This is a genomic window from Pseudothauera lacus (genome assembly GCF_003034845.1).
Classification (GTDB): domain Bacteria; phylum Pseudomonadota; class Gammaproteobacteria; order Burkholderiales; family Rhodocyclaceae; genus Pseudothauera; species Pseudothauera lacus.
In genome coordinates this window covers 120,282-134,025 of record NZ_PZKC01000003.1, presented here as the reverse complement: position 1 = coordinate 134,025, position 13,744 = coordinate 120,282, and the positions used below count along the sequence as shown (strand labels likewise).

Here is a 13,744-nt window from a genome sequence, read left to right as displayed (position 1 = left end):
CCCAGTTCAGCGCCGGCGGCGCAGCCAGGCCTTCTCGGCCTCGATGGCGAGAAACACTCCGCCGCCGATGAGCAGCGGCGCCAGCCAGTGGCGCAGTTCGAGCGCGGCGGTACCGAACCACAGGTTCATCACCGGCAGGTAGATGAAGGCCAGTTGCAGCAGCACCAGCACGCCCACCGCGATCCAGGCCGCACGATTGCCGAACAGCAGGCCGGCACGCAGGCTGGAGGCTTCCAGAAAGCGGCTGTTGAAGAGGTAGAAGGCCTGCGCCACCACCAGGGTATTGACCGCCATGCTGCGGGCAACGTCGAGGGGCATGCCGAGGTACAGCTCGATCTCGAACATGACGATGGTGGCGCCACCGATAAGCACCGACACCAGTGCCACCCGCCACAGGAAGATGCGTCCAAGGATGGGCGTACCGGGCTTGCGCGGCGGGCGCTGCATGACCCCGGGTTCGGCCGGCTCGAAGGCCAGCGCCAGCGCCAGGGTGACCGCCACCACCATGTTCACCCAGAGGATCTGCACCGGGGTCAGCGGCAGGGTGAGGCCGAACACCACCGCCGCCAGCATCACCAGGCCCTGCGCGCCGTTGGTGGGGAGGATGAAGAGGATGGCCTTGCGCAGGTTGTCGTAGATGGTGCGCCCTTCCTCCACCGCACGCTCGATGGAGGAGAAGTTGTCGTCGGCGAGCACGATCTCGGCGGCTTCCTTGGTCGCTTCGGTACCCTTGATGCCCATTGCCACGCCGACATCGGCGCGCTTCAGCGCGGGGGCGTCATTGACGCCATCGCCGGTCATCGCCACCACCTCGCCGCGCGCCTGCAGGGCCTTAACCAGGCGCAGCTTGTGCTCCGGGCTGGTGCGCGCAAAGATGTCGCAGTCCTGGGCGATGGCCTGCAGTTCCTCGTCGCTGGCCGCTTCGATATCGTGGCCACTGATCACCTTCAGGCTCTCGGCGCTGCCCAGCCCCATCTCGATGCCAATGGCGCGCGCGGTGCCGGCATGGTCGCCGGTAATCATCTTTACGCGGATGCCGGCCTGGTGGCAGGAGCGGATAGCCTCGATTGCCTCCGGGCGCGGCGGGTCAATGATGCCGATGACGCCGAGGAAGACCATGCCCTGATCAAGATCGGCAATCTCCAGCTCGTGCTTGTCATCGCCAACGTCGCGTGCCGCAGCCGCCAGCACGCGCAGGCCCTCACTACTGAGGCGCTCGATCTGTTCTTCCCAGTAGGCGCGATCGAGCGGTACCGCACTGCCATCCTCACCCAACTCCTCCGCACAGCGGTCAAGCAGGCGGTCCGGGGCGCCCTTGAGCAGGATGCGGCGGGTGCCGCCGGGGGCAGTGTTGAGCGTGGCCATGAACTTGTTGGCCGATTCGAAGGGAATGGCGGCATGGCGTTCGTGGGCCGCGGCGTCAAAGCCGGCCTTGCCCGCCAGCGTGCGCAGGGCACCTTCGGTGGGTTCGCCGGTGACCTTCCACTGGCCGTCCTCGTGGGCCACATGGGTGTCGTTGGCCACTGCCACCACCTCGATGAGGGCCTGCAGGTGGGCATGCTCGTGCATGACGATGCGCTCGCCAAGCAGGGTAATGTGTCCTTCGGGCTGATAACCGGTGCCGGTCACCTCGTACTCTCCACCACGGGTGACGACGTGGCGGGCGGTCATCTCGTTGCGGGTCAGGGTACCGGTCTTGTCGGAGCAGATCACCGTCACCGAACCCAGGGTCTCCACCGCGGTGAGCTTGCGGGTGATGGCGTTGCGCGCGGCCATGCGCTGCACGCCGAGCGCCAGGGTGATGGTGAGGATGGCCGGCAGCCCTTCGGGAATCGCGGCCACCGCAAAGCCGATGGCGGCAAGGAAGACCTCGCCGAGGGGAAAGTCGTGCAGTAAGGTGCCCACCACGACCATCAGCACGGCGAGGCCGACGATGACCACCGAGAGGATCTTGCTGAACTCGGCCATCTGGCGCGTCAGCGGGGTCTGCAGGGTCTGCACTTCGGCAATCATGCGGTTGATGCGGCCGATCTCGGTGGCCGCGCCGGTGGCGGTGACCACGCCGACGCCGCGCCCGGCGGCCACCATGGTGCCCGAATAGGCCATGCCGAAACGGTCGCCGACACCGGCATCGGCGGCCACCGCGGCGCAGTGCTTGTCGGCAGGCACGGATTCGCCGGTGAGCGCGGACTCCTCGATGCGCAGGTTGGTCGCCTCGATCAGGCGCAGATCGGCCGGTACGCGGTCACCGGAGCGCAGACGGACGACGTCCCCCGGCACCAGTTTGTCGGCGTCCACCTCGCTCCATTCACCACCACGGCGCACATGGGCATGCAGCGAGAGCATCTTGCGGATACCCTCCAGGGCCTCTTCGGCCTTGCCCTCCTGGATGAAGCCGATGATGGCGTTGATCACCACCACGCCGAGGATCACCCCGGTGTCGATCCAGTGTCCGAGCACGGCGGTGATGGCCGCTGCGGCGATGAGGATGTAGATCAGGATGTCATTGAAATGCTTGAAGAAGCGCTTCAACAAGCCATCACGCGGGGGTTCCGGGAGGCGGTTCGGCCCGACCGCGGCGAGTCGCGCAGCGGCCTCCTCGGCGGACAGGCCGGCGGCGCTGCTGCGCAGCGCAGCGAGCACTTCGTCGGCCGTGCGGGCATGGGGATGAACGATGTCGTAAGGGTTGCGGTCGGCGTCGTTGCTCATTTTGATTGCTTTTTCCAGGTGGTTCCCTTGCACTGCACCCCGCGACGGGTACATGTCGCATTGCAGCATACCTCACTGTGCTGAAGACAGGATGAAGCGCCACTCGTTCAAGAGCGGCCGCGACATAGTGCCTATCCGAAGCCATCACCGAGTCATACAATGATTCATTACCGCTGATTGTGCGACCGCCTGCGGCCGTGCCGCCCGATGAAGAAGACGCTGCAACGCCTGAGCCGCTCGGCACTCCGTCCCCTGTTCAGCCTGCTCCCCGCACGCTGGCGCTTTGCTGCCTACAGCCGCGCCATCCGCTGTGAATCGCGGCTGTCGGAGAAGCTCGTCTTCAAGCTCGCCGAAACCCGCGAGGAGCTCGACGCCTGCTTCCGCCTCCTCCACGACGCCTATGTCGATGCGGGCTTCATGCAGCCCGACCCTTCCGGGCTGCGGGTCACCGTGTATCACGCCCTGCCCACCACCTCGACGCTGCTGTGCCGCTATGGCGACCGCGTCGTCGGCACGGTATCGCTGATCCGCGAAAGCGCGATGGGCTTTCCCATGCAGCGCATCTTCGACCTCGCCAGCGTGCGCGAGGCCGGCGGCAACGTTGCCGAGGTCTCCGCGCTGGCCATCGACCCCCGCTTCCGCTCGGCCAGCGGGCGCATCCTGCTGCCGCTGCTGAAGTTCATGTACGACTACGCCACACGGCTGTTCGACACCCGCCACCTGGTGATCTGCGTCAACCCCCGGCACATCGGCTTCTACGAGAGCATCCTGTGCTTTCGCCGCCTCACCCAGCGCACTGTCGCCCACTACGACTTCGTCAATGGCGCTCCCGCGGTCGGCGCCCACCTCGATCTCGGCGAAGCCCTCAACGTCTTCCGCCGCCGCTACGACGGCCTGCCGCCGGAGAAGAATCTCTACCGCTATTTCACCGCCGTCCATCTGCCCAACATCCAGCTGCCCCACAAGCGCTTCTACACCACCACCGACCCGGTGATGACCCCCGCGCTCATCGATCACTTCTTCAACCACCGCACCCAGGCCTTTGCCCGCCTGCGCCTGCGCGAGCTGATGCTGCTGCATTCGATCTACGATCTGGCGGAATTCAAGAGCGTGCTGCCGCCGGTGCCCGACGACGCCCCGCGCTCCGAGATGCGCCGGCGCACCCACCGCCGCTTCTCGGTGAACTGCCCGGCAACGCTGTCGATGCGCATCATGGGCCTGCCACGCAACTACCCGCTGACGGTTTTCGAGTGTTCGGCGTCGGGCTTCCGCGCGCGCACCACCACCGCCCTGCCGACCAACAGCACCGGCACCGCCACCATCGAACTGGGCGACGCCGACCGCAGTGTGGTGAAGGTCACCGTGCTGCGCCTGGGCTCACAGGACCGCCACATCGCCCTGCTGCGCATCGATCAGGCCGATCTGGCCTGGCGCAAGTTCGTCAGCGCCCTGGGCAAGGCGCGCACCCACAGCGAACTGGACGAGGCCACCCGCTTCGTCTGAGCAGCGCCATGCACCCTTGCGCGGCACGGCAACGCAGCGATGCCCGCCCGTGGTGCAGGCACCCTGCCCGCATCCCGCCATTGACCCGCATTCCTCACACCGTCCCTACTGCGGGTGCCAGTGTGAGAGTGCGGGTTAGCGGCGTTCCGCCAGCTGGCACGGTTGCTGCATAGCTCCCCGGCATAAGACCCCAACGGAGAGCCCCATGAGCGCACAACACGCCCTGCAGCAAGTGCTGCACACCCCCAACGTCCTCGGCTACGTGCTGTGCGGCGCCGACGGTCAGGTGGTGGCCCGCGACGGCCGCGAGACCGACGCCCTGACCGGGGTGCTGGTGCACTTCACCCGCGTCGCCGGGCAGTTCGGCCAGCGCTTTGGCCTCGACAGCTTCCATGAGGCGCAGATCCACGGCAAACCGCTGACCGTGCTGTGCCTGCCCTGGCAGGGCGGAGCCCTTGGTGTGGTGCTCGATTCGCGCGCACGCCTCGCTGAGGTGGCGCTCACCGTGCGCCGGGCGATGGACGGAGAGTGATGCCGATGAACATTGCCAAGCTGATCGACAACATTCTCGAACTCCCCGGCATCGAAGGCCTGTGCCTGATCGGCGAGGACGGCCGACTGTATCTGAACCGTCTCCCCGCCTACCTCGATGACGAACTCCTCGCCTCCGCCAGCATCACCCTCGCCGCGCTGTATGGCGAGGCGGACAGCGTACTGCCCGGTGGCGACGACATCCTGCTGCGCTACGAAGAGCACTGGCTGATGCTGCGCCGCGGCCCGGGCTTCGTGCTGGTGCTGCTTGCCCGCCACGACGCCAGCCAGGCATCGGCACGGATGGTCACCAACATCGCCCTGCGCCACCTCGACGCCGCCACCCTGGCGACCCTCGAGGATGCCCCGCGCGCAGCCACCGCGCCCTCCACTGCGGCAGCGGGCGCCGCCCCGCGGCCGCAGCGCATGTATCGCGGGCAGGCCTACTGAACCGCGCCGCCGCCTTCAAGCGCCAGCAGCGCGCGCTTGCGTGGCAGCCCGGCAGAAAATCCGCCCAGCCCTCCGGCGCTGGTCACCACACGGTGGCAGGGCACCACCACTACCAGCGGATTGGCCGCCAGCGCACGCGCCACCGCGCGCGCCGCGCGGGGCTGTCCGATAGCCGCAGCCAGTGCGGCGTAGCTGCAGGTATCGCCCGCGCCGACCTGCAGCAGGGCCTCGCGCACACGTTGCTGAAAGGCCGTCGGCGCCGCCAGCAAGGGCAGCTCGAAGCGCCGCCGGCGACCGCCGAAGTAGTCCGTCAGCTGCTCGCCGACCTCGCCCAGCAGACCGTTTGCCGGCATCTCGGCAGACGCTGCGAGGGCGGGCAGATCCCGCTGGTCGTCAAAGTACAGGCCCGCCAGGCACCCGCCACGACTGACCGCCACCATGCGCCCCAGAGGGCTGTCATAGGCACACCAGCACATCTCACCAACCATCTCGTCCTCCTCCTCTGCGGCAGGCGCCGAAAAGCTCCGTCAGTGCGCTATAGTCGCGCTTGACCATAACAGCAAGCGGGGAATGCGCGCGATGTCCGTCGATAACGTCTTCTTCGTCCCCGTCCGCGAACTCTGCCAGCGTCAGGTCGTCACCTGCACCGCCGACCGCCCCCTGGTCGAAGTCGCCGGAGTGATGCGCACACGCAACATCTCCAGCATCATCGTGTGCCAAGGCGAGGAACCCGTGGGCATCGTCACCGACCGCGACCTGCGCAACAAGGTCGTCGCCGGCGGGCTGGATCCCGGCAGCCTGCAGGTGGGTGCCATCATGAACGCGCCGCTGGTCACCATCGGCGAGGACGAATACCTCTTCGAGGCCCTGTTCCGCATGAGCCGCCTGCGCATCCACCGCCTCTGCGTGGTCGATGGCCATGGCCGGCTGTGCGGCATCATCACCGACTCCGACGTACTGCGCCTGCAGAGCCGCTCGCCACAGCAGTTGATGAAGGAGATCGAGGAGGCCGCCAGCGCCGACGAGCTCAAGGCGCTGCACCGCAAGGTCGAGGAACTCGTCGTGCATCTGGTCGGCACTGGCGTGGCCACCCGCGATCTGGTGCAGACCGTCGCCCATCTCAACGACCGCATCGTTGCCCGCCTCATCGACCTCGTGCGCGCCGCGCGCCACCCCGGGCTCACCGGGCGTTTCGCCTTCGTCGTGCTCGGCAGCGAGGGGCGCCAGGAGCAGACCCTGGTCACCGACCAGGACAATGCGATCATCCACGCCGATGACCTCGATGCCGGCGAGCTGGAGGGTCTGAAAGCCTTCAGCATCGACCTCATCGACACCCTCATCGGCATTGGCGTGCCGCCCTGCTCGGGTGGCATCATGGCCAAGAACGACATCTGGCGGCGCAGCCTCGGCGACTGGAAGAAGGTCCTCGACAAGTGGCTGACCACGCCGACGCCGGACAACATCCTGTCCGGCAGCATGTTCTTCGACCTGCGCACCCTGTACGGCGACCCCTCCTTCGAGCGTGAGCTCAAAGGCCACATCACCGAGCGCCTGCGCGCCAACAAGATCTTCCTCGCCCGCAGCGCCGCCAACGTCGTCGGCTTCAAGCCGCCACTGGGCTTCTTCGGGCAGATCGTCGCCGAGCGCAAGGGCGAGCACGGTGGCTGCATCGAACTGAAGAAAGCCGGCATCTTCGCCATCACCGAAGGCGTAAAGGCGATGGCGCTGGAAGCCGGAATCGTCGATGGCGGCACCCGCGACCGCATCCTCGGCCTCGCCGCCGCCGGCATCCTGCGCCAGCAGCAGGCCGAGGACGTCGCCGCGGCCTTCGACTTTCTCGTCTCGCTGCGCCTCAAGGCGCAGCTGCTGGCCCTTGAGCAGGGCCGCACCCCGACCAACTACCTGCCCCTGGACCATCTCAACCGCATCGAGAAGGGCCGCCTGAAGCTCGCCCTGGAAGAGGTCAAGACCTTCCAGGGCTTCCTGCGCAGCCGCTTCCAGCTCAGCCAGATGGGCAGTTGAGGAGAACCCCGCAATGACCGCCTGGAGCTGTCCCCACGATCTTGACGGCGTCTGCCAGCGCATCAACGGCGCGCGCTGCGAACCCGGCATGCGCGGCTGCGTGCTGGAAGGCAAGGTGCGCTTCGCCAATGAGGCGCTCAATCAGGTACGCAAACCGGTAAAGGCGACCCCGCCCGCCACCTCACGCACCGGCAAGGCCACGCCGCCACGGCGCAAGCTGTACTTCTAGCTACTAACCGGCAATCAAATACCGTTCGGGCTGAGCGAAGTAAGCCCCGCCGCGGGCTGCGGGCGGCCGAACAGATAACCCTGGAAGGCCGCGCAGCCGAGTTCCTGCAGGAAGGCGTGCTGATCGGCGGTTTCCACTCCTTCGGCGATCACTTCCAGACCGAAGCTCTCGCCCAGCGAGAGAATGCTGCGGATGATGGCAACGTCGTTGCCATTGTTCAGCATGTCGCGCACGAAGGACTGGTCGATCTTCACCTGCGACAGCGGCAGGCGCTTGAGATAGCGCAGCGAGGAGTAGCCGGTGCCGAAGTCGTCGAGTGCCAGCCCCACGCCCATCTGGCGCAGTGCATTCATGCGCAGTACCGCGTCGTCGATATCATCGACCAGCAAGCCCTCGGTGAGCTCAAGCTTCAGTTGCCGTGCCGGCGCGCCGCTGCGCAGCAGCGCATTGCGCACCTGATCGACGAAGTCCGCCTGGGCAAACTGGCGGGCACTGACATTGAGGGCCACCACCCAGTCGCATGAGGTCGGCAGTGCCGCCCACTGTGCGAGCTGGCGGCAGGCGCTGTCGAGCACCCACTCGCCGACGCCGATGATGAGCCCGCTGCGCTCGGCCACCGGGATGAACTCTGCCGGACCGACCAGGCCCTCTTCCGGATGCTGCCAGCGGATCAGCGCCTCGGCACCACGCACGCGGCCGCTGCCGTCCACCTGCGGCTGGTAGTGGAGGACGAACTCTCCGCGTTCGAGCGCACGCAGGAGGTCGGCATGCAGGTTGAGGTAGCGCCGCACCACCTCCTGGGCCTGGGGTTCGAAGAAGCGCACGCGCCGGCGTCCTGCTGCGCTCTTGGCCTGATGCAGGGCCAGATCGGCCTGCTTGACCAGGTCTTCGGCGCTCACCCCGGCACCGGGGTACATGCTCACCCCCGCACAGCTCGCACAGCGCACCTCGCTGCCGTTGATCTGGTAGGGACGGTCAAGCTCGTCGAGCACGCTCTCCACCAGCTCCTTGACCTGCAGGGTGGCCTGATTGCGGTCGCCGTCGCGCATCTCGCGCACGGCGATGAACTCGTCCGCGCCCAGGCGGGCGATCAGCGAACCGCTGCCGAGGACCTCACGCAGGCGGCGGGCGACCTCGACCAGCAGCTGGTCACCGGCAGCGTGGCCGAGGCTGTCGTTGACCATCTTGAAATTGTCGACGTCGAAGCACAGCACGGCGCCGTGTCCACGTGACTGGCGGGTGCGCTGCAGACTGGCGCCAAGGCGATCGACGAGGAGGCGGCGATTGGCCAGCCCGGTAAGCGGATCATAGTGGCCGAGATACTCGATATGGGCTTCGGCGGCCTTCTGCACGGAGATGTCCACAAAAGCGCCGACGTAGTACTTGAGCACCCCGCTCTCGTCATGGACGGCCTGGATGGTCAGCCGCTCGGGATAAACCTCACCATTCTTGCGGCGATTCCAGATCTCCCCTTCCCAGCGCCCCACTTCGCGCAAGGCCCGCCACATGGCTTCGAAGAACTCGCGCCCATGACGTCCGGACTGGAGCAGCGCCGGGGTCTTGCCGACGACCTCGGCAGCGCTGTAGCCGGTGATGCGGGTAAACGCCTGGTTGACCTGCAGGATGTGCTGCGCGGCATCGGCGATCAGCATGCCGTCCGGAGTCTCGAAAGCCACCGCCGCCACGCGCAAGGCATCGCGCGAGGACTGGATGCGGTCGAGCATGGTGTTCACCTCATGGAACAGGCGGGCGAACTCGTCGCTGCCATCGACCGCGATGCGCTGGTCGAGCTGCTGGCTGAGGCCGATGCGTTCGAGAAAACCCACCAGGCGCCGGATCGGACGATTGAAATGGGCCTCGAAGCGTGCGGCCAGAAGCAAGGCCAGGCTCAGCGACAGGATGCCGATCAGCCCCAGCACCACCAGGTCGCGGCGCAGCAGGGTCCACAGCGTCTCGCTCTCCAGCTGCACGTAGATGGTGCCGAAATCGACCCCGCTGTAGGCTGCGGGGAGAAACAGATGGAGCGCATCGCCGTCATCGCGCGGCCCTGCGCCAGGCTGCGGCAGCGGCACCTCGATGGCCGCCAGCGCGTGCCGGCGGTACTGATACACCGCGGTGCCGTTACTGTCGTAGAGGACGACATGGCGCACCAGCGGAAACGCGCTCAGGCGCGCCGAGGCGTCTGCCCCCACCGCCGGATCGTTGAGCAGCGCAATGCGCACGAACTCCTGCCCGAGGACCTCGGCCAGGGAATGGGCAAAACCCAGCAGGCGCTCCTTCTGCGCGGCAAGCTGCCAGTAGGCGAAGCCGGAATAGCCGCTCAGCGCCGCGGTGGCGACCACGGCAAGCATCATCAGCAGCAGACGGGCGCGGATGGAACGCCCGAAGCGTGTCGGGGGAGGTGCCGCGAGCGGCTGGTCCATGTCCTGTGCGTGGCCTCAGCGCGCCGAGGGATTGACGATCGGCAAGGTGCCGTCGTTGCCCCACTCGAACCATGAGCCGTCGTACACCGAGACCTGATAACCGAGCGCCTGCAGGACGATGTAATTGAGTGCCGAATGGGCCCCGCCGTTGCAGTACACGATCACCGGCTTGTCGCGCTCCAGCGCGCCGTACAGTGGCGCCAGCTCGTTCAGCGGCCGCATGCGATTGCCGCTGGGCGTGCGCACGTAATTGTTGCTCCACGAATAATGCACCGCCGACGGAACGTGCCCGTAGCGGCTGGCAAGCGATTCCTCGCCGCGGTACTCGGCGGCCGAACGGCCGTCGATGATCACCCGGCGCGGATCGTCGATCGCCACCAGGGTGCCAAGCTTGGTCTGCAGGCGGCGGTGATCGATGCTCGGAACGAAGCTGCTGCGCTTCACCACCGGTGCATCGAAACTCTCCGGCAACACGCCTGCCGCCCAGTTGCCGAAGCCCACGTCGAGCAGGGCCACGTCCTCGACCCCGAAGGTCTCCAGCAGCCAATAGGCCCGCGCCGCCCAGATGAACTCGCCATCGTCATAGACCACCACCTTGCTGTGGTTGCCGATGCCCGCGGCGCTGATCAGTTCGCGGATCTCGCCCAGCCCGGGAATAAGGTAGCCGTCGGCGAAGAGCTTCGAGTAGGGAATGTTGACCGCTCCGGCGATATGCCCAAGCTCATAGTCCTCGGCAAGCCGGGCGTCGACCACCACCAGCCCCGGCGCCCCCAGGTTGCGCGCCAGCCAGTCGGCGCCGACGATCGCTCCAGGCAGCTCGACAGCATGCGCCGAACTCCAGCCAGCAATGCTCAGCGCCCAGAACAGGCCCAAGCCCGCACACCACCGCCGCACCGTCCTGCCGATCAGCATCTTGCACTCCAGGAGGCAGCCGCACACCGGCAGGTCGCCGGAGCACTACCACCAAACGCAGAGAAGGATAAAGGCGTTAGCTTACCCCTTTAAAACCACCTGCGGAACAGCGAAGTAAGAAATACGCTGACATTCCTGCACGACCCCGAAGGCATGACGACCTGTGCAAGCACAGGCTCGGACGGGATCGGCGAGCAAATGAAAACGCCCAACTGAGAACAGTTGGGCACTGAATTTTGGTGGCGGGTGGTTGACCATGTGCCGACTCGACTCCCGAGCTGATGAGCACTGGTGCGGGTTGCTGCGGGCCTGCGGGTGTTTCTCACTGAGAGAGCAGTTCAACATAGGCCTGGTAGCTGTAACTCCGGTTCTTTTTCTGCCCGGTCATTTCCGTCACGATGCCCAACTCTTCCAGCACCTTGACCGCCGCCGTCGCCGTAGGGAAGCTGGTATCGAGTTGCTGCCTCACGCGTTCAATGGTGAAGCGCGGCATCATCGGCAACATCTCGAACAGCCGGTAGCTGGCCTGGCCTGCCTTGGCGGATTGCAGCAAGCGCCTGCGATCTGTAGCCACCAGACTGGCGACCTCGATGATGTTTCTTTCCGCATCACCAGCGGCTGTAGCGACACCTTCTAGAAAGAAGATCACCCAAGACTCCCAATCCCCATCTGTGCGGATAGCCGACAGGCGACGGTAATACTCCGTCTGGTGTTGCTTTAGGTAGCCGCTGAGGTACATCAAAGGTTCGGACAGCAGCCCCCAGTGTTCAAACAGCGCCGCGATCAGGAGGCGGCCAATGCGCCCGTTGCCGTCAAGAAACGGATGGATGGTTTCAAACTGCGCGTGGATGAGCGCCACCTTGACCATCGCTGGCAGGTCCGTCGCTTCGTCGTGGATGAAGCGCTCCATGTCGGCCAGCAGGGTTGAAACTTGCTCCGGCGGTGGTGGTACGAAAACCGCATTGCCGGGCCGTGTGCCACCGATCCAGTTTTGCGACCGACGCAACTCGCCCGGCTGTTTGCCTGCGCCGCGAGCCCCATCCAACAGGCGTCGATGTGCCTCGCACAACAGCCGCACACTGATGGGCAGCCCTCTGGGATCGCGTAGTTGCTCCTGTGTCCAGCGGAAGGCACGCAGGTAGTTGGTCACTTCCTCCACGTCGTCGGTATTGTTGACCTTGAATCCTGCTTCTTCGTCGAATAGATCGGTCAGCGTGGCCTGCGTGCCCTCGATCTGTGACGTGAGCAAGGCTTCCTTGCGGATAGCGCTGTACAGCAACCAATCTACCGACGGCACCAAGCCTGACACACCCGCTAAACGCGCAAGCGCCAGTTCTGCCTGCCGATTGAGGTCATTGAACACCTCGGGTGACAGGGCTGGCTCAGCTGGCGGCAAGGCGTGGGGCACGAAGGCACGCACCGACTCTCCCAGTGTCGTGGAAATTGAGTAGGTCCCAGTGGTGCGTGTCATTGAAAGCTGTCTTTAGTAGAGCGCCATCAAATTAAAGCTTTCTTTAGTGTGAATAGCAACGATTAAAGGCTGCTTTCATTGCCTCACGGCGAATCACTTCGCCCGTTTTAGGGCAAGTGCCTCTGCCGAAAGCATGGACTCAGTGAGTTTGCTTGGCGCTACATCACCAGGCTGTTGGCGCCGGTCCAATACTGGAGCCAGAAACGCTGAAAACCGGGCGTTTCGGCAGGTCGCCACCCGCAGCGCAAGTGGCCGGAACCCCACGCGGCGCGGGGATTTCGGGCAATAAAAAGGGCCCGGAGATTATCCGGGCCCTTGTGTATGGTGGACCGAAGGAGGATCGAACTCCCGACCTCCGCATTGCGAACGCGGCGCTCTCCCAGCTGAGCTATCGGCCCATGCAAGGCGCGGATTATAGCTCTGCTCCCGCCCCTTGAGAAGACCTCCCGGCGCGTTCTTCAGGGTGCCTCACGGGCACCTGAACCCACCGCGGCGCGGCCGAGGCGGTCGGCGATGGCGGACCAGGCGGGATGGACGGGCGGGGTTTCTACGAGGATGAAGTCGGCGCCCAGGGCGTCGAGCGCGCGCAGGTGGGCGTAGAGGTCGTGGGCATAGACGGCCGCATCGGCGCCGGCGGCAATCCAGGTGAAGCGGCTGTCGCCAGGATCCGCGCAGCCGTGGGCAAGCACCGCGACGCGACTGCCTTCGCCGGCGAGTTCGGCGGCCTCCTCGACCAGCATTTCGGCGGGCAGCAGGCGCAGCGGGGTGGACGGAGCGTAGTGGGCGGCGAGCGAACCGGAGACGCGCGGGGTGTCGACGGTCTCCTCGACCGGCGCCGCAGCCTCGCCGCGCACCTTCGGCCGGCGGCCGATGACGCGGGCGATGTCCTCGGCGGTGATCGCGCCGGGGCGCAGGATTTCTGGCGCGTCGCGCGAAAGATCCAGGATGGTCGATTCGATGCCGACCTGGCAGGGGCCGCCGTCCAGAATCAGGTCTACGCGCTCACCGAGCTCGTGCTCGACATGCGCGGCGGTGGTCGGGCTGATGCGGCCGAAGCGGTTGGCGCTGGGCGCGGCGATGCCGGAATCGAAGGCGGTCAGCAACGCGAGTGCCACCGGATGATTCGGCACGCGCAGGCCGACGGTGTCCTGCCCGCCGGTGACCGCGTCGGGCACGTCCGCATCGCGCGGGAGGATCAGGGTGAGCGGGCCGGGCCAGAAGGCGCGCGCGAGCGCGATGGCTTCCTTGGGAATGCGGCGCGCCCAGCGCGGCAGGTGCTCCGCCGAGGGCAGATGGACGATCAGCGGGTGGTCGGCCGGACGGCCCTTGGCGGCGAAGATGGCGGCCGTGGCCTGCGGGTCGAGCGCATCGGCACCGAGGCCATAGACCGTTTCGGTGGGCAGGGCGACCAGCTTGCCGGCGCGCAGCAAGGTCGCGGCGCGGGCAATGTTCTCCGCCGTGGGCACGGCGATGCGGCCCGGCTGGCCGGTCATG

At 66.3% G+C, this 13,744-nt stretch carries 11 protein-coding genes and 1 tRNA gene; 5 read left to right on the top strand and 7 right to left on the bottom strand.

Annotated features, from left to right (window positions below):
• Nucleotides 1-6: 6 nt before the first annotated feature.
• On the bottom strand, nucleotides 7-2,709 hold the full coding sequence (locus C8261_RS04500; RefSeq protein ID WP_107492480.1) for an HAD-IC family P-type ATPase: 2,703 nt from the start codon (nucleotides 2,707-2,709) through the stop codon (nucleotides 7-9).
• Nucleotides 2,710-2,916: 207 nt separating this feature from the next.
• Between C8261_RS04500 and C8261_RS04495 the strand changes: the two genes are divergently transcribed.
• From C8261_RS04495 to C8261_RS04485, 3 genes are all read left to right on the top strand, one after another.
• Nucleotides 2,917-4,212 carry an N-acyl amino acid synthase FeeM domain-containing protein gene (locus tag C8261_RS04495; protein ID WP_107492479.1) on the top strand — a complete coding sequence of 432 codons (1,296 nt, stop codon included), beginning with the start codon at nucleotides 2,917-2,919 and terminating at the stop codon, nucleotides 4,210-4,212.
• Nucleotides 4,213-4,417: 205 nt separating this feature from the next.
• Nucleotides 4,418-4,744, top strand: coding sequence for a roadblock/LC7 domain-containing protein (locus C8261_RS04490; RefSeq protein ID WP_107492478.1), 327 nt, complete (start codon nucleotides 4,418-4,420; stop codon nucleotides 4,742-4,744).
• Between the two features lie 5 nt (nucleotides 4,745-4,749).
• Complete coding sequence (locus C8261_RS04485; protein ID WP_146161642.1) at nucleotides 4,750-5,193, top strand: roadblock/LC7 domain-containing protein; 444 nt, start codon at nucleotides 4,750-4,752, stop codon at nucleotides 5,191-5,193.
• Here the strand turns inward: C8261_RS04485 and C8261_RS04480 are convergent.
• A complete protein-coding gene (locus C8261_RS04480) occupies nucleotides 5,187-5,681 on the bottom strand; it encodes a methylated-DNA--[protein]-cysteine S-methyltransferase (protein WP_107492476.1) in 495 nt (164 codons plus the stop codon). The genes C8261_RS04485 and C8261_RS04480 overlap by 7 nt on opposite strands.
• An 82-nt stretch (nucleotides 5,682-5,763) precedes the next feature.
• Here C8261_RS04480 and C8261_RS04475 point away from each other — a divergent pair, with 82 nt between their 5' ends.
• Both C8261_RS04475 and C8261_RS04470 read left to right on the top strand, forming a co-directional pair.
• Nucleotides 5,764-7,215, top strand: a complete 1,452-nt coding sequence (locus tag C8261_RS04475; protein WP_235864836.1) for a putative nucleotidyltransferase substrate binding domain-containing protein — start codon at nucleotides 5,764-5,766, stop codon at nucleotides 7,213-7,215.
• 13 nt (nucleotides 7,216-7,228) lie between these two features.
• On the top strand, nucleotides 7,229-7,444 hold the full coding sequence (locus tag C8261_RS04470) for a hypothetical protein (RefSeq protein WP_107492475.1): 216 nt from the start codon (nucleotides 7,229-7,231) through the stop codon (nucleotides 7,442-7,444).
• Between the two features lie 14 nt (nucleotides 7,445-7,458).
• Here C8261_RS04470 and C8261_RS04465 read toward each other — a convergent pair whose 3' ends face one another.
• From C8261_RS04465 to C8261_RS04445, 5 genes are all read right to left on the bottom strand, one after another.
• Nucleotides 7,459-9,867, bottom strand: a complete 2,409-nt coding sequence (locus C8261_RS04465) for a putative bifunctional diguanylate cyclase/phosphodiesterase (protein ID WP_107492474.1) — start codon at nucleotides 9,865-9,867, stop codon at nucleotides 7,459-7,461.
• Nucleotides 9,868-9,882: 15 nt separating this feature from the next.
• The gene (locus C8261_RS04460; RefSeq protein ID WP_107492473.1) at nucleotides 9,883-10,779 is read right to left on the bottom strand and encodes a sulfurtransferase; all 897 of its coding nucleotides are present in this window, start codon (nucleotides 10,777-10,779) and stop codon (nucleotides 9,883-9,885) included.
• 322 nt (nucleotides 10,780-11,101) lie between these two features.
• Nucleotides 11,102-12,250, bottom strand: coding sequence for a Fic family protein (locus tag C8261_RS04455; protein ID WP_107492472.1), 1,149 nt, complete (start codon nucleotides 12,248-12,250; stop codon nucleotides 11,102-11,104).
• A gap of 322 nt (nucleotides 12,251-12,572) precedes the next feature.
• Nucleotides 12,573-12,648: transfer RNA gene (locus C8261_RS04450), tRNA-Ala, on the bottom strand.
• Between the two features lie 60 nt (nucleotides 12,649-12,708).
• The gene (locus C8261_RS04445) at nucleotides 12,709-13,743 is read right to left on the bottom strand and encodes an L-threonylcarbamoyladenylate synthase (protein ID WP_408003208.1); all 1,035 of its coding nucleotides are present in this window, start codon (nucleotides 13,741-13,743) and stop codon (nucleotides 12,709-12,711) included.
• Nucleotide 13,744: the final 1 nt, after the last annotated feature.